Annotated in this window: 20 protein-coding genes; all 20 read right to left on the bottom strand. The window is 34.0% G+C overall.

Annotation, left to right across the window (positions count from 1 at the left end; all coding sequences use genetic code 11):
- Nucleotides 1-10: 10 nt before the first annotated feature.
- Nucleotides 11-421: a VOC family protein gene (locus RPL90_RS03080; protein WP_313544958.1), complete on the bottom strand. Its 411-nt coding sequence runs from the start codon at nucleotides 419-421 to the stop codon at nucleotides 11-13.
- A 79-nt stretch (nucleotides 422-500) separates the two neighbouring features.
- Nucleotides 501-1,346, bottom strand: a complete 846-nt coding sequence (locus RPL90_RS03075) for a YitT family protein (RefSeq protein ID WP_313544801.1) — start codon at nucleotides 1,344-1,346, stop codon at nucleotides 501-503.
- A gap of 373 nt (nucleotides 1,347-1,719) precedes the next feature.
- The gene (locus tag RPL90_RS03070; RefSeq protein ID WP_313544788.1) at nucleotides 1,720-1,902 is read right to left on the bottom strand and encodes a hypothetical protein; all 183 of its coding nucleotides are present in this window, start codon (nucleotides 1,900-1,902) and stop codon (nucleotides 1,720-1,722) included.
- A 25-nt stretch (nucleotides 1,903-1,927) separates the two neighbouring features.
- Nucleotides 1,928-2,539, bottom strand: coding sequence for an orotate phosphoribosyltransferase (pyrE, locus tag RPL90_RS03065; RefSeq protein WP_313544772.1), 612 nt, complete (start codon nucleotides 2,537-2,539; stop codon nucleotides 1,928-1,930).
- 1 nt (nucleotide 2,540) lies between these two features.
- Nucleotides 2,541-3,233 carry an orotidine-5'-phosphate decarboxylase gene (pyrF, locus tag RPL90_RS03060; protein WP_313544759.1) on the bottom strand — a complete coding sequence of 231 codons (693 nt, stop codon included), beginning with the start codon at nucleotides 3,231-3,233 and terminating at the stop codon, nucleotides 2,541-2,543.
- 66 nt (nucleotides 3,234-3,299) lie between these two features.
- Nucleotides 3,300-6,473, bottom strand: a complete 3,174-nt coding sequence (gene carB, locus RPL90_RS03055) for a carbamoyl-phosphate synthase large subunit (RefSeq protein ID WP_313544748.1) — start codon at nucleotides 6,471-6,473, stop codon at nucleotides 3,300-3,302.
- Entirely contained in the window at nucleotides 6,466-7,566 is a 1,101-nt protein-coding gene (locus RPL90_RS03050; RefSeq protein WP_313544708.1) for a carbamoyl phosphate synthase small subunit, read from the bottom strand. The genes carB and RPL90_RS03050 overlap by 8 nt, the downstream gene beginning before the upstream one ends.
- Nucleotides 7,566-8,840, bottom strand: coding sequence for a dihydroorotase (locus tag RPL90_RS03045; protein WP_313544692.1), 1,275 nt, complete (start codon nucleotides 8,838-8,840; stop codon nucleotides 7,566-7,568). The genes RPL90_RS03050 and RPL90_RS03045 overlap by 1 nt, the downstream gene beginning before the upstream one ends.
- A gap of 1 nt (nucleotide 8,841) precedes the next feature.
- Complete coding sequence (locus RPL90_RS03040) at nucleotides 8,842-9,738, bottom strand: aspartate carbamoyltransferase catalytic subunit (RefSeq protein ID WP_313544676.1); 897 nt, start codon at nucleotides 9,736-9,738, stop codon at nucleotides 8,842-8,844.
- Nucleotides 9,739-9,767: 29 nt separating this feature from the next.
- Nucleotides 9,768-11,066, bottom strand: coding sequence for a uracil-xanthine permease family protein (locus tag RPL90_RS03035; RefSeq protein WP_313544662.1), 1,299 nt, complete (start codon nucleotides 11,064-11,066; stop codon nucleotides 9,768-9,770).
- Nucleotides 11,067-11,258: 192 nt separating this feature from the next.
- Nucleotides 11,259-11,786, bottom strand: coding sequence for a bifunctional pyr operon transcriptional regulator/uracil phosphoribosyltransferase PyrR (gene pyrR, locus RPL90_RS03030; RefSeq protein WP_313544621.1), 528 nt, complete (start codon nucleotides 11,784-11,786; stop codon nucleotides 11,259-11,261).
- Nucleotides 11,787-12,131: 345 nt separating this feature from the next.
- Nucleotides 12,132-13,049 carry an RluA family pseudouridine synthase gene (locus RPL90_RS03025; RefSeq protein WP_313544603.1) on the bottom strand — a complete coding sequence of 306 codons (918 nt, stop codon included), beginning with the start codon at nucleotides 13,047-13,049 and terminating at the stop codon, nucleotides 12,132-12,134.
- 13 nt (nucleotides 13,050-13,062) lie between these two features.
- A complete protein-coding gene (lspA, locus tag RPL90_RS03020; RefSeq protein WP_313544586.1) occupies nucleotides 13,063-13,539 on the bottom strand; it encodes a signal peptidase II in 477 nt (158 codons plus the stop codon).
- Nucleotides 13,540-13,742: 203 nt separating this feature from the next.
- Complete coding sequence (gene ileS, locus RPL90_RS03015; protein WP_313544551.1) at nucleotides 13,743-16,493, bottom strand: isoleucine--tRNA ligase; 2,751 nt, start codon at nucleotides 16,491-16,493, stop codon at nucleotides 13,743-13,745.
- A gap of 229 nt (nucleotides 16,494-16,722) precedes the next feature.
- On the bottom strand, nucleotides 16,723-17,346 hold the full coding sequence (locus RPL90_RS03010) for a DivIVA domain-containing protein (RefSeq protein WP_313544531.1): 624 nt from the start codon (nucleotides 17,344-17,346) through the stop codon (nucleotides 16,723-16,725).
- 99 nt (nucleotides 17,347-17,445) lie between these two features.
- Nucleotides 17,446-18,216, bottom strand: coding sequence for a YlmH family RNA-binding protein (locus RPL90_RS03005; protein ID WP_313544943.1), 771 nt, complete (start codon nucleotides 18,214-18,216; stop codon nucleotides 17,446-17,448).
- Nucleotides 18,217-18,300: 84 nt separating this feature from the next.
- Nucleotides 18,301-18,591, bottom strand: coding sequence for a YggT family protein (locus RPL90_RS03000; RefSeq protein WP_313544518.1), 291 nt, complete (start codon nucleotides 18,589-18,591; stop codon nucleotides 18,301-18,303).
- A gap of 13 nt (nucleotides 18,592-18,604) precedes the next feature.
- Nucleotides 18,605-19,192 carry a cell division protein SepF gene (locus tag RPL90_RS02995; RefSeq protein ID WP_313544504.1) on the bottom strand — a complete coding sequence of 196 codons (588 nt, stop codon included), beginning with the start codon at nucleotides 19,190-19,192 and terminating at the stop codon, nucleotides 18,605-18,607.
- 5 nt (nucleotides 19,193-19,197) lie between these two features.
- On the bottom strand, nucleotides 19,198-19,872 hold the full coding sequence (locus RPL90_RS02990) for a YggS family pyridoxal phosphate-dependent enzyme (protein ID WP_313544491.1): 675 nt from the start codon (nucleotides 19,870-19,872) through the stop codon (nucleotides 19,198-19,200).
- 16 nt (nucleotides 19,873-19,888) lie between these two features.
- On the bottom strand, nucleotides 19,889-20,677 hold the full coding sequence (gene pgeF / locus RPL90_RS02985) for a peptidoglycan editing factor PgeF (RefSeq protein WP_313544475.1): 789 nt from the start codon (nucleotides 20,675-20,677) through the stop codon (nucleotides 19,889-19,891).
- Nucleotides 20,678-20,791 lie beyond the last annotated feature (114 nt).

Here is a 20,791-nt window from a genome sequence, read left to right as displayed (position 1 = left end):
GCTTCTTTTGTTATTGCTTTTCTGGTAAAGCTAATTGGAAGTTAACGCCAAATTTATCGACAATCCAAGTAAATTCTCTGAATGTTGGTGGCATTTCTGTTTTTGGCATCAATATAGCGCCACCGCTTTTTAATTTACTAAATAAATGTTCCATTTCCATGGTACTTTCTACTGTTACATATAAAGACATTGCAGGTGTCATATCAATATCAACACCATTCACATTATCTATGGCCATCAATACTTGATCTTTAATTCGAAATATTGCATGTTGTACAGCGCCAGCCATTTCACCACTATCTTCGCCATATTTAACTAAAGTTAAAATTTCAGCATCGTCAAAAGTATTAACGTATAAATTTATTGCTTCTTCAGCATTTCCATTAAACATCAAAAAGGTTGTAACTTTAGGTATAAGCATCATTTTACCCCTCTCTACTTTTCTATCTACTTATATCATAACGATATTATTATTATAAATCGAGTTGTGCTATTTATAGCTAATTCATATTCATAAAGCCATTACCTAGCACATCTCGTACATCATGTATAACTAAAAAGGCATTTTCATCAATTTCACTGACCATTCGTTTAACACGTGTTACTTGTGATTGCGGAACGACAACATATAACATACTCGTTTCTGTTTTGCCATAACCACCCATACCTTTTAATAAAGTAGAACCTCTACCAGTAAAGGAATTTATCGCATTACTAATATCTTCACTTTTACTAGAAATAACAGTAACAGCTTTTTTAGGATTGAATCCTTCAATAATAAATGAAGTGGCACGTTCTGTAATAAATAACATAATAATTGTGAATAATACATTTTTCAAAGGTAAAACGAGTAAAAATGACAACACGACTAACCCATCTAAAATAAAAATACCTTGAGAGGTTTTAACGTCAAAATATTTATTTAACATCTTAGCGATGACCGAAGTACCACCTGCAGTACTACCTGCTGCTATGATAAATCCACATCCAATACCAATGAATACACCACCAAATACTGAACTTATAATAAAATCATGAATGCCTAAATTGAAATCTTCAGTCAACCTTAAAAAGAATGACAGCGCAGTATTTGTAATAAATGTGTATACCGCAGTAGCTTTACTTAAAAACTTCCACCCTATAATAATAACTAATGTGTTAATGATTAATGAGGATATAGCAGGTGAAAATCCTAACGTATATTTAAGCGCTAAAGATATTCCAATCGTACCGCCATCGCCCATATTTGCTCCTAAAATAAAAAAGCTAACGCCAAGTGCGTTAATAAATGAGCCAATAATACAAAAGAGTACATTTTTATAGTGGTCTTTGAATAGTTTTTTCATACGCAGCTCCTAACGATAATTAATTATCCGTGGTTTTTAATTTGTCTATGTTAAAATACGGGTATTGTAATAAGTAAATGATTGATAAAAAGAGAAAAACGTCTTACTATAAATAGCAAATAGTTTAGCATATATATATAAGTATTTATCTACATCTTCTTAAATTAATATTACCTATAAAAATAATTTTTATGGCTTTTATTTTCACTCAATCAATCTTTGGAGGTTCGATAACATGATCTATATTATTTCATTACTAGTAGCCGCAGCTTTTATATTGCTAGGTTATATTCTAACGAAAATTTTTATACGTTAAATATTAAAAAGAGAGCGAGACCCAATTGAAAACTTAGTCTCGATCTCTTTTTTACTATTAAATATGTCCTTTGGCTTTAATGTCAGATTTTGCTTTTTTAAAAATGTTTTTATCTGAAGCCGAGGATAACCATTCATTTTGATCATTTGTATTATGTTCATTGCGATAATCATCAGTTTTAGATAAAAATTTGTTTACATGAGAAAACTGTCGGTAAACATCGTGTGGGTTATTTGACATGATATTACCCCCTCTGCTTAACATTTTATGCTAAGTTGTCTCTCCATTCAACTAATGTCTTAATATCTTCTTCTGAAATATCCCCATTATCTTTAGCTACTTCTATTAATTCATTATAGTCGCTTAAAGTGTAAAATGGAACACCTACGTCATTAAATAATTCATCTGCTTTGTTCAAACCATAAGTAAAAATAGCCACGACGCCTAATACTTCAGCACCTGCTTCTTTCAAAGCATCTACGGCAGTAATTGAAGACCCACCAGTTGAAATTAAATCTTCAATAACAACAACTTTTTTACCTTTACTTAATGCGCCTTCAATTTGATTTTGTTTACCATGACTTTTACTTTTAGAGCGTACATAGTTCATTGGTAAATTCAATACTTCAGATACATATGCTGCATGAGGAATACCAGCCGTTGCAGTACCTGATACGATTTCTACATTTGAAAATTTTTCTTTAATTAACGCACTTAAGCCATCTCTAATTTCAGTTCTCACTTTTGGATAGCCTAACGTCACTCTGTTGTCGCAATATATTGGTGATTTAATTCCTGAACTCCAAGTAAATAAATCATTGGGTGATAGTGAAACTGCACCAATATCTAATAATGATTGCGCTATACTTTTTGTCATATTAACCTAACCAACTTTCTTTAATTTTGTGATAACTAGCGACAGGATCGTCACTTTGTGTTATCGGTCTACCTACAACGATATGCGTAGAACCTAATTTTTTAGCATCTTCTGGTGTTGTTATCCGCTTTTGATCGTCTGTTTGATTATCTGCAGGACGTATACCTGGTGTAACTTTTAAAAATGATCCACCTAAATGATTTTTTAGCATTGTCGTTTCAAGTGGTGAACATACTACCCCATCTAACCCTGCTTTTTGAGCAAGCGTGGCATAATTTAACACCGCTTCATCCATTGACGTTTTAATATTTTGTTGTTCATTCAGCATTGCTTGGCTCGTTGAAGTTAATTGTGTTACGGCAATAATTTTAATATCAGAATTATTTTTACGAATGCCAGCGACGGCACGTTCCATCATTGTCGTACCGCCCGCTGCATGCACATTCACTAAATCTACATCAAGTTTACTTAAACCTTCCATCGCTTTGCCGACTGTATTTGGAATATCATGCAATTTCAAGTCAAGGAAGATATCATGCCCACGCTCTTTTATTGATTCAATAAGTTGTGGACCTGTTTGATAAAATAACTCCATACCTACTTTCACAAATAATGGCTCATCAAAGTTATCTAAAAAATTATTTACAGCATCTTCAGTATTAAAATCGAGTGCGATAATTGGTAATTGGTTCATTTAAATTGGTCTCCTTACTGAACGTGTATAAAATTCAAGCTTTATTAACAATCATTCTAAGATACATTACATATTTGCCATGTTAAATGTCATGCTTTCGATAACATTTGTTAATGCATTAGCAGTATCTAATGAAGTAAGACATGGAATGCCATTTTCAACTGTTGTTCTTCTAATTTGGAAGCCGTCTCGTTCTACTTCTTTACCTTTAGTCATAGTATTAATAACTATTTGAACTTCGCCATTTTGAACACGTGTTAACAAGTCATCTTCATTGCCAATTTTACCAACAACTTCTGCAGGAATAGCGCGTTCTGCTAATTTTGCAGCAGTACCTTGCGTAGCTAATATTCTATAACCAACTTCATGTAATCTATTGGCAATATCAATAATCTCATCTTTATCTTTATCACTTACCGTAATTAATACAGTGCCATGATCTTTTACTTCAACACCACTTGCTGTCAGACCTTTATACAATGCTTTTTCCATTGTTAAGTCTTTACCCATCACTTCACCAGTAGATTTCATTTCAGGTCCAAGCGTAATGTCGACGTTTTTCAATTTATTAAAGCTGAATACAGGTGCCTTTACAAATACGCCTTGTGAATAAGGTTGAATGCCTTCTTTGAAACCTAAATCTTTCAATTTATCGCCGATAATCGCACGCATTGCTAATTGTGCCATTTGAATATCAGTAATTTTACTTAAGAATGGTACTGTACGGCTAGATCTTGGATTTACTTCAAGTACATAAACACCATCGTGTGCAATAACAAATTGAATATTAATTAAACCAACAATGTTTAAGCCTTTAGCTAAACGAATAGTAAAATCTTCAAGTGTATAGATTTCATTTTGTGTTAATGTTTGAGGCGGATATACCGCGATTGAATCACCAGAATGTACACCCGCACGTTCAATATGTTCCATAATACCCGGAATTATTACCGTTTCGCCATCTGAAATAGCATCTACTTCGATTTCTTTACCAGTTAAATATCTATCTACCAACACTGGGTGGTCTGGACTTGCTTTAACTGCTTGATTCATGTAATTTTCAAGTTCTTCATCACTGTTGACGATTTCCATCGCACGTCCACCTAATACGTATGAAGGTCTTACTACGACTGGATAGCCTATTTCACGCGCATTAATTAATGCTTCTGATGGTGAAGTTGCAGTTTTACCGTTAGGTTGTGGCACGTCGATTGTATGCAATAACGCCTCGAATTCTTTTCTATCTTCTGCACGATTTAAATCGTCTAATGACGTGCCTAAGATTTTGACGCCTTTTTTGCTAAGCTTGTCCGCTAAATTGATTGCTGTTTGACCACCAAATTGTACGACTACGCCACTTGGTTGTTCTAAATCAATGATATTCATGACATCTTCTTCAGTTAAAGGTTCGAAATAAAGTTTGTCTGAAATTGAAAAGTCTGTAGACACTGTTTCAGGGTTGTTGTTAACGATAATTGCTTCATAGCCTGCATCTTGAATCGCCCATACAGCGTGAACTGTTGCATAATCAAATTCTACACCTTGACCAATACGAATTGGACCAGAACCTAATACTAATATTTTTTCTTTATCAGTCACGATTGACTCATTTTCATGTTCATAAGTACCGTAATAATAAGGTGTTGTCGATTCAAATTCAGCTGCACATGTATCGACCATTTTATATACAGGTTGAATACCATTTTCTTGTCTTAGTGCATACACTTCTTCTTCCGTCATATCAAATCTGTGTGCAATGACACGGTCACTGAAACCATAATTTTTAGCAAATTTTAAATAATCAATATCACCTTTATTCGCTTTCAAGTTATGTTCTATATCGATAATATGTTGAAATTTGTTTAAGAAGAAATAGTCTATTTTTGTTAATTCATGAATTTCTTCTAATGTTGTCCCGCGACGTATTGCTTCGCCAATGAAGAATAAACGCTCATCGTCTTGATCTTGTATTCTTTCTTTAATATAAGACAAATCAAAAGTCTCGCCATTAGGTAATCCTAAATGGTGAACGCCATATTCTAGTGAACGGATAGCTTTTAACAGAGATTCTTCATAAGTTCTACCAATAGCCATCACTTCGCCTGTCGCTTTCATTTGAGTACCTAGAACACGTTCACCTTTTTCGAATTTATCGAAGGGGAAACGTGGAATTTTAGAAATTACATAGTCTAAAGCTGGTTCAAATGCTGCGTAAGAAGTACCTGTTACTGGGTTCAACATTTCATCTAATGTTAATCCTACAGCAATTTTTGCCGCTAATTTTGCGATTGGATAACCAGTAGCTTTAGAAGCTAATGCAGATGAACGAGAAACACGTGGATTTACTTCGATAATATAATAATCCATAGAGTGAGGATCTAACGCTAACTGAACGTTACAGCCACCTTCTATACCTAAAGCGCGAATGACTTTTAATGACACGTCTCTTAACATTTGATATTCGATATCAGACAAAGTTTGACTTGGCGCAACGACGACTGAGTCACCTGTATGAATGCCGACAGGGTCGATGTTTTCCATGTTACAAACTACAATGGCATTGTCATTTTTATCACGCATTACTTCATATTCTATCTCTTTAAATCCAGCGATTGATTTTTCAATTAAACATTGTGTAGCTGGGCTATAATGTAAACCATTCGAGACGATTTCATGTAATTCGTCGTCATTGTAACAAATACCGCCGCCAGTACCTCCCATAGTAAATGCAGGTCTAACGATCAATGGATAACCTACTTGCTCTTTAAAGTGGAAAGCTTGTTCTACAGTATTAACAATGTCACTTTCAGGCACTGGCACGTTTAAATCATTCATTAATGTTCTAAATAATTCTCTGTCTTCAGCTTGTTGAATTGAATTTAATTCTGTACCTAATAATTGCACATTATTCGTTTCAAGTACGCCACTATCGTGCAATTGAATTGCCATGTTAAGACCTGTTTGGCCACCTAATGTTGGCAGTAAAGCATCTGGTTGTTCTTTACGAATAATACGAGCAATAAAATCATGCGTTAAAGGCTCAATATAAACTTTGTCTGCTACTTCTTTATCAGTCATTATTGTCGCCGGATTTGAGTTAACGAGTATAACTTTGTAACCTTCTTCTTTTAATGCTAAACAAGCTTGCGTCCCTGCATAATCAAATTCTGCAGCTTGTCCAATAATTATCGGACCAGAACCTATTACTAATATAGATTTAATATCATTACGTTTAGGCATTTGTCATACTCTCCTTCACTTTAAATTCATTAATCATTTCTATAAATTCATCAAATAAATAGTTTGAATCTGATGGACCTGGACATGCTTCAGGATGATATTGTACTGAAAATGCAGGTAACTTTTTATGTCTCAATCCTTCAACTGTATCATCGTTTATAGCAATATGTGTTATTTCTAAATCAGTTTGAGCTAATGAATCTTTATCGATTGCATAACCATGGTTTTGACTTGTTAAGGCTACTCTGCCAGTTTTTAAATCTTTAACTGGGTGGTTGGCACCACGATGCCCAAACTTCATTTTGAACGACGTTGCGCCTTGAGATAGTGCAAATAGTTGATGGCCAAGACAAATACCAAAGAATGGTATTTTACCTAAAATATTTTGTATCATTTGTACAGCTATTTGAACTTCTTCTGGATCTCCAGGGCCATTAGATAACATTACGCCATCTGGTGACATTCTAATGATGGCTTCAGCAGAAGTATCATACGGCACCACTGTGACATTACAACCACGTGCATTTAATTCTCTAACGATATTTTCTTTTTTACCAAAATCAACTAACACAATGCTATAGTGATAGCCTGTTGAAATATAAGGCGTCTTAGTAGATACAGTAGTCACTTCGTTACGTGGTAATTCTATCGTTTTTAATTGTTCAACCAAGTTTTCAATTTCATCTTTATTATCGGTAAAAGCGGCTTTTAACACGCCATGCTTTCTTATTTTACGAGTAATACTTCTTGTATCCACACCCGAAATGCCAGGTACATTATATTCTACTAAAACTTCGTGTAACGTTTTTTGTTGTCTAAAATTACTTGGCTTTTGGCTCGCTTCCTTTACCACTACGCCATTTAAACTCAATGCTAATGATTCAAAATCATCACGATTAATACCATAGTTACCGATTAATGGGTAAGTAAACGTAATGATTTGTCCTGTGTATGATGGGTCTGAGATTGTTTCTTGATAACCTGTCATTGCAGTATTAAAAACAATTTCTCCGATTGTTAAATCATCTGAACCTAATTTAAATCCTTCATAAAATGAACCGTCTTCAAGTACAAGATAGCGTTTTTGTAACATTACAGCTCCTCCTTAAATTTAACTTCACCCTCAACCATCGTTAACACTGGTGTACCATATACTTGATAACCAATAAATGGCGTATTAGAAGCTTTTGAATGAAAGTCTTCAGCCTTAATTTCTGTTTCTTTATCTAAGTTAATAATAGTTAAATCTGCTAAACTACCTTCTTCGAGCTTACCATAAGGTAAATCAAATGTTTGTGCAGGTTTTATTGTTAAATAATCCACAAGTTGTTGTAATGACCACGAGCCATTTTTAACAAAATGAGTATATAACAATGGAAATGCTGTTTCACTTCCTACAATACCAAACGGTGCTTTGGTCATTGGTTGATCTTTCTCTTCTTTGGCATGCGGTGCATGGTCTGTAGCAATACAATCAATAGTGCCATCTTCTAATGCGTCTAATAAGGCTTGTCTATCTTCTTTACTTCTTAATGGTGGATTCATTTTATAAATTGCATCATCACCCGGTACATCATCTTCCGTTAATAATAAATGATGTGGCGTTACTTCTGCAGTAACGTGAATGCCTGCTTTTTTAGCATCTCTAATTACACGTACACTTTCTTTCGTTGAAACGTGGCATACATGGTAATGTGCATTTGCTGCTTCGGCTAATAATACATCTCGTGCGATTTGTACCGCTTCACAAATATTCGGAATACCTGGAATGTCTAATTCAGCACTTCTTTTCCCCTCGTGCATAGCGCCGCCATAAATTAAGCTATTGTCTTCACAATGAGCTACAATTGCTTTGTTTACTTTCGCTGCTTCTTGCATTGCTTCATACATCATGCTCGCCGTTTGTACGCCTACACCATCATCTGTAAAAGCAAACGCCCCATTTTCTGCTAGAGCTTTGAAGTCTACATGTTCTTTGCCTGCTTGTCTTTTTGTAATTGATGCATAAGGTAATACTCTAACGCTTGCATCATTAGCAATAATATTATTTAATACGCTTAAATTTTCTACATCATCTGGTACAGGACGTGTGTTAGGCATTGGACATACAGTTGTAAAACCACCTCTAGCTGCAGCTTTTGTACCTGTTGCGATTGTTTCTTTATGTTCTCCCCCTGGTTCTCTTAAATGCACGTGAACATCAACTAATCCAGGTGCAACGAATTGACCTTGTGCATCAATAATTTCTACGTCTTGATCCACTGCTATACTTTGTGCGATTTGTTTAACTTGCTTGCCATCAATTAAAATCGAATTTTCTTGTAATTCTCCGTTATTTAAAACTTTAGCATTTGTAATTAATTTCATATTATTGTTCCCCTTTCGTTTGTAAAACTGCATCAATAACTGCCATACGTATATACATGCCGTTTTGCATTTGTTGGAAAATGCGTGACTTCGGTGCTTCAACTAATGAACTATCTATTTCTACGCCTCTATTAACTGGAGCTGGATGCATCACAATCGCTTGTCGCTTTAATCGATTGTAACGTTCAACAGTTAAACCATAAAGTTGATGATAATCATTTGACTCAAATGATAAAACTTCATCACTATGATGCCGTTCATGCTGTACTCTCAACAACATGACAATATCTACTTCTTCAATAACATCATCTATATTGACATATGGTGCTTCCAATGTGTCGTCCTTCCAAGAATCAGGACTAGAAAACATTACATTTGCACCTAATGCACGTAGACTAAAGTAATTACTTCTAGCCACACGAGAATTTTTAATGTCGCCACAAATGACAATGTTTAAACCGTTAAATGATTCGAAAGATTCATAGATAGTCATTAGATCAAGTAAACTTTGTGTCGGGTGTTGGCCGCTACCATCTCCAGCGTTAATGATAGGGATATTAATATTACTTAGCCCGTCGTAATACGCATTTTGAAAATGTCTTATGACTAATAAATCTACGCCAATACTTTCTAATGTTTTACACGTGTCATACAGCGACTCGCCTTTTTGTACTGAAGATGTCGTCGTTTCAAAATCGACTAAATTTAAACCTAATTTTTGTTCGGCAACAATAAAGCTACTTTTAGTACGTGTCGAATTTTCAAAAAATAAATTAGCTACGAATTGGTTACTATATTGTGGTGTTGTAATATTATGCGCTTTATATTTACAAGCTTGTTGAATAAGATGATAAATTTCATCCGTTGTGAGATGTTCCATAGATAATAATTGTTGCATCTTCGGCCTCCTAATTTACTTTAATTACCTTACCTTGATTGCTTGGGCAAAATTAAGTTCAATATGATACCCGCCAATGCAGCTAACGCCATACCTTCTATTTGTAAATTTACGCCAATCGGTTTGAGATTCAGCATTAGGTTTCCAATACCGACAACAAGAATTACTGAAGCGATAACTAAATTACGATTTTGAGCAAAGTCAATTTCACTTTCTACTAACATACGTAATCCACTTGAAGCGATAATCCCAAATAACAAAATTGAAACACCGCCCATAACTGGTGTTGGTATGGATGAGATTAATGCCGTGAATTTTCCTACAAATCCTAGCACAATTGCTATGACTGCAGCACCACCAATAACATAAATACTGTATATTTTAGTTATCGCTAACACACCAATGTTTTCACCGTAAGTAGTACTTGGTGGCCCGCCAATAACACTCGCAACCATTGTTGAGACACCGTCGCCTATAATTGATTTATCTAGGCCGGGATCTTTAAAGAAGTTTTTCCCTACGATTTTGTTAATAACCATCTGATGGCCTATATGTTCACTGACTGTCACAAATACGATTGGTACCATGACTAGAATTAAACCTAGATGAAACGATGGATGGTAATCTTTAAACGGTAAATAAATATCTGGCAATTGTAACCATTTTGCATTTGCAATTGTACTGAAGTTGACAATTCCCATGAACGCAGCAACAATATATCCAGTGACGATACCGATTAGTACTGGTATTAAAGAAAGAAAGCCTTTGAAAAATCCTTGTACAATGACTGTAACTAGTAAAGTTACTAACGCTACAATCAAATAACTTAGATTGTAGCCTTTCATGTCACTAGCATTTTCGTACATGGCCATGTTTACAGCCGTTGGTGCTAAACTTAATCCTATTACCATAATGACTGGGCCAACTACTACGGGCGGTAATAAACCCATTAACCAATTTGTACCACTCAATCTAATCGCGATGCCGATGATGACATACATTAATCCACTCATGAATAAAGCCATCAACATATCGCCTAAACTATGAGAATGTAATCCACTAATAATTGGCGTTATAAAAGCAAAGCTAGAACCTAGATAAGCAGGTATTTTAGCTTGCGTAATTAATATGTATAATAATGTGCCAATACCCGAAGCAAGCAATGCTGCCGATATTGGTAATCCTGTAAGAAATGGTACTAGAACCGTAGATCCAAACATCGCAAATAAATGTTGGGTACTTAAAAACGCCCACTGCCCTAACTTTGGTCTATCGCGTACATCTAATACGGGTTTGGCTGTCCTTTCAAACATTTCTTCGTTTCTCATAGTCTGTCGCTTCCTCTCATAAAAAAATCTCTTTACATATATTCATGTAAAGAGACTAAAAAAGTTTATACCTCGACTGTTAAAGAAAGTCACATTAAACTAACTTAAACGTCGTGTTATAAGTATAAATACAATCATAGAAATTTTTCTACGATTGCTCCTTTTTCAGTCTCTCGTACTGAGTTAAAAGGTTTATTCAATTACTACTGCATTTTTATGATCAATTTCTTCTAAATAGACAGAAACATCTTCATCACGAGATGTAGGAATGTTTTTCCCAACAAAGTCAGCGCGAATTGGCAATTCTCTATGACCTCTATCTACTAACGTCGCTAAGCCTATTTTATTCGGTCTAGCATGTTGTAAGATAGCATCTAATGAAGCTCTTACTGTTCTACCGGTATATAATACGTCATCGATGATAACTACAATTTTATTGGTGATATCGACACCAATTTCATAAGATTTGTCACCATTCGTATCGTTAACTTGTTCTAAATCATCACGAAATTGTGTAATATCAATCGTACCCGTAGGCACTTCACAAGCTTCAATCATTGCAATTTTTTGTTGAATTCTATTGGCTAAAAAAGCGCCACGCGTTTTTATACCTAGTAAAACTAAATTATCTGTACCTTTATTATATTCTAAAATTTCATGTGCAATACGTGTAACTGTCCTTTGAATAGCTGCTTCATCCATAATAATACGTTCTGACATAAGGCACACCTGCTTTCTTTAAATGTTAGTTATCATGATATAAAAAAACCTCATATCTTCAATTGAAGATATGAGGTATTCCCAGAAAAAATTTAAAGTATAAAAGAGTATGAATGAGCTTGACTCAATTGGTATCTCAAAATATACTTTGTGCATTAAAATACACTACTATATTAATCAATGTATATACTACATTATATAATAAATTCTCTCTTGGTTCATATCTTTGAAGTCTCTCTGGACTTTCAATTAAAGATGACCGATTCCTTATTAAACTGTCACCATTTTACCTTACATTTTACAGCAAGTCAATAAACATATTATGCCGAAACCAATTAATAGTCATTATGCATCTGTACGACGTAGCTCTTCTAACAATTGCGTAAATGATTCAGGTAATGGTGCTTCTTTTTCAATATATTCATTTGTCACTGGATGATCAAAACCAATAATACCAGCGTGCAATGCTTGTCCATCAAGATCTAAAGTTTTTCTAGGACCATATTTAGGATCTCCTGCTAATGGGAAACCAATATATTTCATATGTACACGAATTTGGTGCGTACGTCCTGTTTCAAGTTGACACTCTATTAAAGTAAAGTTTTTAAAATGTTCTTTCACATTAAAGTGTGTAACTGCTTCTTTACCATCATCAACAACATCCATAGACTGACGATCATTTTTATTACGACCAATAGGTGCATCAACTGTACCGTAATCATGAGGAATATTACCATGCACCAGTGCTGTATATTTACGAGTGACTGTTTTATCTATAAGTTGTTCGACTAAACTTCTATGTGCCACATCATTTTTAGCAACCATTAATAGACCAGAAGTATCTTTATCAATTCTGTGCACAATCCCAGGTCTTACTTCACCGTTAATACCTGAAAGATTTTTCATTTGATACATTAATCCATTTACCAATGTACCTGTATAGTGACCCGCTGATGGATGCACAACCATACCTTTAGGTTTATACACTATCGCAACGTCATCATCTTCATAATAAATATCTAAGTTTAAATTTTCTGGAACAATATCCGCTTCGACGATGTCTTTTTCAGTAACTTCGATTGCGTCATTCATTTTTACTTTATAGTTTGATTTAACATCCTTGCCGTTAACTTTAACTAATTTTTCTTTAATCCAATCTTGCATTTGTGTACGTGACCATTCTGAATTTAGTTCAGCCAACACTTTATCTATGCGTTGACCTACATCAGCAGAATTATCTATTTTAAAATTATGTGTAGTCATTAAATACTCCTATCTATTTTCCTTTTTTAACATCTATTAACAGTGTAATTATAATCAATATGACACCTATCGTTAAACTTGAATCGGCAACGTTAAAAATTGGAAAATTATATCCAACAATATATGTGTCAATAAAATCTACTACTTCCCCATGAAACAAACGATCTATAAAATTGCCTAGTGCACCGGCAAATAGTAAACTCAAAGCTATTTGCATAAATAAATTATGCTTAGCTTCTTTAATATAAAAAACAATTAACACGATTAAAATAATTACGGTGATGATAACAAAGAAACTCATTTTACCACTTAAAATGCCCCATGCTGCACCATTGTTACGATGTGATGTAATATTTAAAAAACCTGGTATGACTTCAAAAGAATCGCCTATGCGCATAGAAGATGCAATAACAAATTTTGTTATTTGATCTAAAATTAAAATAATAATGGCGATAAATAAAGTAGTTCCGATATAATACTGACGCTTCATGATTGTGCCTCCTAAATCACTTTACAACATAATATATTATAGCTTACTCATAACTATAAAAAAAGTTTAGTTATGTTATAAAGTTGAACTTGCTTAATTTTAAATTATTTATTACATAAAAAGAAGCCATTTATTTAAATTATTGTTCAATAAAAAACCTAGACAAACTGTAAAAAGTAATTTGTCTAGGTCATTATTTATAATTAAACTAATGTTTTGACTACTTCTTGGCATCTAGGGCATAAATGATCGAGTTCACCTACAGAACCTAATTCTGTGCTGTAATTCCAGCAACGTTCACATTTTTCACCTTCTGCATGTTCAATACGAATATCACCGTATTGATAAGCAGTACCATTTTCAACGTTAGAAGTAACTTCAACTTGAGAAGTAATAAATAATTGTTCTAAATCTGAAAATTGTTGTAAGAATTCAGAAGGTTTAAAGCTATCATTGTCGCCAATTATAACTTTAGCTTCTAATGATTTACCAATTACTTTCTCGTTACGCGCTACTTCTAATGCACGGTTAACATCATCACGTAATTTCATTAGTTTATTCCATTTTTCTAATAACGCTGAATCTACTGCTTCTACTTTAGGCATATGCGTTAAATGCACACTTTCCTCAGTTACGTGCGGAATATGAGACCAAACTTCGTCTGCAGTGTGAACTAAGATTGGTGCAAGCAATTTAGTCATATCAACAATGATACGATAAAGAACTGTTTGCATACTACGGCGTTTATGCGCATCACGAGCTTCGATATAAAGAATATCTTTACCATAATCTAAATAGAAATTACTTAACTCAACATTGATGAAGTTTTGAACTTCTTGATAAATATCAAGATAATCGAAATCATCATAATGCTCTAAAGTATTCGCCGTAAATTCTCTTAATCTATTTAATAAATATTTATCTACTTCTAATAACTCACTTTCAGGTATCGCGTTTACTGCTGGATCAAAGTCGTTCACGTTACCTAACATGAATCTTAGTGTATTTCTAATTTTTCTATAAACATCTGAAGTTTGTTTTAAGATTTCATCAGAGATACGAACATCGGCTAAATAGTCAACACTACTTACCCATAAACGCGCAATATCTGCACCTTTTTGTTTAACGATCTGGTCAGGTACGATTACGTTACCTAATGATTTACTCATTTTTTTACCTTCGCCATCCATAACGAATCCATGAGAAAGTAACATTTTATATGGAGATTGCGCTCTAGTTGCTACCGCTGTAGTAATAGAAGAATTAAACCAACCACGATATTGGTCACTACCCTCAAGATATAAATCTGCTGGGAATGATAATTCTGGTCTAGCTTCTAACACACCTCTATGAGATGAACCTGAGTCAAACCATACGTCCATGATGTCGGTTTCTTTTGTGAACTTGCCATTTGGGCTTCCCTCGTGAGTGAATCCTTCTGGTAATAACGCTTTAGCTTCTCTTTCAAACCACACATTTGAACCGTGTTGTTCAAATAAATCAGCTACATGATTGACAGTTTCAGAAGTCATGATAATATCACCGTTTTCAGCATAAAATACTGGTAAAGGTACACCCCATACACGTTGACGTGAAATCACCCATTCACCACGGTCACGAATCATATTGTAAATACGTGTTTTACCCCAGTCTACTTTAAAGTTTGTTTGATCAATCGCATCTAAGATCTCAGTTCTTACTTTATCAATAGAAGCAAACCATTGTGGCGTAGCTCTAAAGATAACTGGTTTTTTCGTACGCCAATCGTGAGGATAACTATGTGTAATAAAGTCTAGTTTTAATAAAGCCCCTTTTTCAGTTAATAAGTCAGTGATAGGTTTATTCGCTTTATCATAAAATTGACCGGCAAATTGTCCAGCTTCTTCAGTGAACACACCTTTATCATCTACAGGGCTAATTACTGGTAAATCATATTTTTGAGATACGATATAGTCGTCTTCACCATGACCCGGAGCCGTATGCACACAACCAGTACCAGCGTCAGTAGTAACATGGGTACCGTTAATAACTAGAGATGTTCTATCTACAAATGGATGTTGTGTTTCTACATATTCTAACTCTGAACCTTTAAATTCTTTTTCAAGCGTAATATCTTCTTCATTCCAACCAATTTGTTCTGCAACATCACTTACTAAATCTTTACCGATAATATATTTTTCACCATTAACATTATATTGGCCATAAGTTAACTCTGGATGTACAGTGATAGCCACGTTAGAAGGTAATGTCCATGGTGTAGTTGTCCAAATAATAAATTTAGCGTCATTATCGACAACGCCTTTACCGTCTTTAACATCAAATGCAACATAGATTGATGCTGAACGTTTATCATGATATTCGATTTCAGCTTCAGCTAAAGATGATTCACTTGAAGGAGACCAATAAACTGGTTTTTTACCTTTGTAAATTAAACCTTTATCCGCCATCTCACCGAACAAACGAATTTGAGCAGCTTCATATTCTGGTTTTAAAGTGATATATGGATTGTTAAAGTCACCTTGTACACCAAGACGTTTAAAGTCTTTCTTTTGCAGTTCAATTTGTTCTAATGCGAATGCTTCACATTTTTTTCTAAACTCAGCAACTGACATTTCTTTACGTTTTACGCCTTTTTTAGTCAATGCTTGTTCAATTGGTAAACCATGCGTATCCCAACCTGGTACGTACGGCGCATAAAACCCTTGCATTGTTTTGTAACGTACAATCATATCTTTTAAGATTTTATTCAATGCATGCCCCATGTGTAATGAGCCGTTCGCATATGGTGGGCCGTCATGTAAAATATATGAAGGATTACCTTCATTTTGTGCTAATGCTTTGGAATAAATATCGTTATTATTCCATTCTTCTTGAATTTTTGGTTCTTTATTTGGTAGACCTCCACGCATTGGAAAATCTGTTTTTGGCATTAATAACGTTTCTTTATAATCCATTGATTTCACTCCTTGTACTTTGCTAAAAATTTAAAACTAAAAAAGAACTCTAAGTTCAATTAACAGGGACGATTAAACCGCGTTACCACCCTGATTAACTCAACTTAGAGTTCTCTCATAAAAGTCTTTAATTGTTACATAACAGTGATATAAGTAACTTGTATATATTAGGCTCACACCACCCCTAATTCGCTGAATTATACTTCCAGTTACTTACGCGTCTGCTAAATTATTTAGATGTATCATCATCTGATTCTGAAGAAGCAGCATCTTCCGCCGTATTTTGTTGCTCGGCTTCTGCTTGTGCTTTCATCGCTTTTTCTTCTTCAGTTAAGTCATTGTCGTGTAAATGATTAATATTCTCTTCTGTTACTTGTGCTGAATCTAAATCATAGTTCAATAAGTAATCCCAGTCTTCGCTTTTTAACAAGTCTAATTGTGCTTCGACTAACATACGGAAACGAGATCTAAAGATTTTAGATTGACGTTTCATATCTTCCGTTTGGAATGATAATCTACGTGATTTTTCGATAGCATCGTTAACGATTTGATTAGCTTGTGCTTGTGCTTTGGCAACAGTAGCTTCTGCATCTTTTGTTGCAGCAGCTTTAGTTTCTTCACCAGCTTGTTGCGCTTGAACAAGGGCATCACTTACAGATTGATGAACATCTTTATAGGATTGGATGTTCGTTTCTTTATCTTCAATTACTTGTTCTAATTGTTTTTTATCTTCTTTCAAACGTTCAATTTCAGTACTAAGTTGATCTAAATAACTTTCAACTTCAGTAGGTTCAAATCCATTTTTTACAGTTGTGAATGTTTTACTTTTAATTTCATTTGGTGTAAAAGGCATTGGATATCCTCCCTCTATAATACACTATTTTATTTAGTCAGAAAATATGCATTTTAACAATCTTACTTCATCTTTGATTACATATAAATGTATTATACATTATTTAAAGCGTGTTTTGTAAGATATATGCACTTTATCTTTTTTCGTTCTGCCACCTATGTGCGTGATCATTGCCCTGCCGTATCCTTGAACGGATATTAAATCGTCACTATCTAGTTGGAAATCAACAGCGTCTATAATCGTGTGATTAACTTTTACTTTTTTCTTTTCAATCAATTGTTTAGCTATTGATCGCGACTTTCTAATGATGTCTTTTAATACGACATCAAGTCTTAGTCCACTTACATTTGCTTCAAAATGCTTCCAATTCTCATTAGATTGTATCATAGAATTAAATGGAATAGAATTAAGTTCAACCGTCGCACCTTTGATACGCGTTAATTGTAATATAATATAAGATTCTAATTGTTTTGTCAAAGTAAATTGAATACGCTCATTCACAATGATATCGCCTAGTTGGTCACGTTCTATGCCAAGTGACATAATTGTCCCTAGCACGTTTTGATGTTGTATCGTTACAAACTTTTGTGGGTAATTTATTTCAATTAAACTTATTTCAAAATCTTCTTCTTGTGGTTCGAAATAACTAGGGGCAATGATCGCACGTTTTCGTTCACTGTATTGACCGCCAAAAAGTGTAACTTCTAACCCATCAAAACTACCAATAATTACTTTTAATATATATTGTCCACGTGGATCAAGAAAATTTGTTAATACTGGTGAATACTGATCATTTGCTTGATTACATTTATCCAACAGTATATCAATGATTTCATGTTCTTCTTTTCTAAAATGTTGATATATATCTATTTAAATCACTCCTACAACAACATAAAGCACCTCGCGCTACTATACGTTAGGTGCTTTATTCATTCAAATTTAAAACAACACATTTTAATATAAACTATTAAGTATAATTTCAAAAATGTTATTCAAACCTTTTTGGAATAACACTAATGCAATAATCGCTGCAATTGATGAAATATCAATCATTCCGATTGGTGGTATGATTTTACGGAAAGGCTCTAAGAATGGTTCATATAGTTTAGCCAAAAATCGCCCAAACGCGTTTTCTCGCGCGTTAGGTAACCATGACATAAAGAAATATATAATCATTCCAAAGTAATAAATTTGTACTAACAGTAAAATAAAGTGAAATATAGTTGCTAATATTTCTGGACTCATTAATTAATAACCTCTATTCGCCTTGTTCCATATTTTCGATTTGATCCGTAATACTACCAGCAACTTCAACGTTATCTGGTGTACATAAGAAGATATCTGAACCTACGCGTTGGATATCTCCACCAATTGCATATACAGTACCACTTAAGAAATCTATAATACGTTTTGCTGAAACTTTATCAATACGTTGTAAATTGACTAATGTCGCACGACGATTTTTAAGTTCATCAGCAATATCTTGTGTATCAGAAAATACGCGTGGTTCAAATAAGCACATTTTAGAGCTTTCTTGCATCGTATTAAAAGCATCTTGTTCTTGATTCATATTAACAACATTCCTTGTATTGTTTTTAGGTGCACTATTTAATTGATATCTACGTTCGTTAGATTGGTTACCACGTGTAGATTGTTTTTTAGGCACTGATTGAATTGAACGTTGATTATCTGTGTTGTCATAATTTGCTTGATCATTATAATTAGTTTGAGACTGCGCTTGTTGTCTGTTTTGTTGTCTATCCATCGTATTTTGTTGGGAAGGTTCTGTTTCTTCTTCTTCCTCTTCTACTACGAAAAATCCGTTAAATAAATCTTTTAAAGCCATGGGGCTCACTCCTCTTTTCCTACAAGTTTAGTCCCAATTCTCACAAACGTTGCACCAACTTCTGTGGCGAGTTGAAAATCATTACTCATACCCATTGATAGTTCTGAACATGGCGCATGTTTTAAATTGAGTTCATGTATTTCTATCTGTTTTTCTTTTAAGGCTTGAAACAAGTCTTTTATATAATCCTCATCATCTGTATAAGGCGCCATTGTCATAAGACCTACGACTTCAATATTTTCATAATCTTGTAAAGTATTAATAAAGGCATTGACTTCATCAAGCTTTATACCATGTTTCGATTCTTCACCAGAAACATTGACTTGAATGAAACATTTGATTTTATGTTGTGCACGCTTGTTAATTTCATTTGCTAATTTTAAGCGATCTAATGCATGAAAGTAATCAACTTCATTTATCACTTCTTTAACTTTTCTAGTTTGAAGTGAACCAATAAAATGGAAAATACAATCGTCAGGTAAAGCTTTCTTTTTAGCTAAAAAGCCTTCTAACCGGTTTTCACCGAAATGTTTTATACCTGCATCATATGCTTCATTAGCACGTCCTATTGTAACATATTTTGTTACTGCAATCACGTGAGGCTGTAATGAAAAACCGCCTTTCTTACTTGCTGCTGAAATTTCACTTTGGATTGCTGTATAGTTTTCCTGAACCGTCACCTAATCACCTCTTACATTATTGTCCAATAAAAGCTAACATTCTTCCAGTGTTCCCTTTTTCTACTCTATAAGAGAAAAATACTGTCAGTTCTTCAGAAGTGGCGTATTGAGTAATATAAATATTATCACTTGGCACACCTGCATTTACTAATAATAATTTATTAGCTAGTTTTAAATCTATCCCATGTCGATCATTGTCACGTGTTTCAATATATTTTGATGAGTTAATGGGTAATTGCTCAAATTTTTGTTTAATATCGTCATTTATTTCATACGAATTTGAAGTTGCAGGACCTATGACTACATTTAATTCTTCGAGATTAAAATCTACTTTTGTTAACATTTCCGTAACGATTTGGCCTACTGTGCCTCTCCATCCTGCATGTGCTAATCCTATGAAATGATTTTGTTTACTATAAAAATATATTGGTACACAATCAGCATAACACATCGTTAATAATACATCAGAATCATAAGTAAACATACCATCAACACCATGTAATTCATTAGTTAATGTTTCAATATTCGTACCTCTATCGTGTTGTGTAATGGCCACTACATTATTTTCGTGTGTTTGAATCGGAAAAACCCAATTCTGTCTAGGATAGTTAATAATTTCAGCGAGTTGCTCTTGGTGATAAGTTATATTGCTAGGTTCATCGTCAATATATCTCGCCATATTAAAAGCATCGTTTGGATAGGCGCTCTTACCCTGTTCTCTTGTTGTCATGCCAATCGTTACATCTTCGCTTTGATCATCTTCAAAAAGTAATACATGATTGTATTTTTTAAATTTTTCAGCCACGTTTAAAGCCCCCAACAAATTTTTCGGTATTTAGAACCAAATTACAGTTTGTCTTTTTTAGTATTAAAAAAGTCATCAGATCGTTAAATCTGATGACATTAATATGGTCAGCAT

Origin of the sequence: Staphylococcus kloosii (genome assembly GCF_032139365.1) — a bacterium.
GTDB lineage: Bacteria > Bacillota > Bacilli > Staphylococcales > Staphylococcaceae > Staphylococcus > Staphylococcus kloosii_A.
The sequence above is the reverse complement of the archived record's forward strand: the minus strand, read 5'-3'. Positions and strand labels throughout refer to the sequence as shown.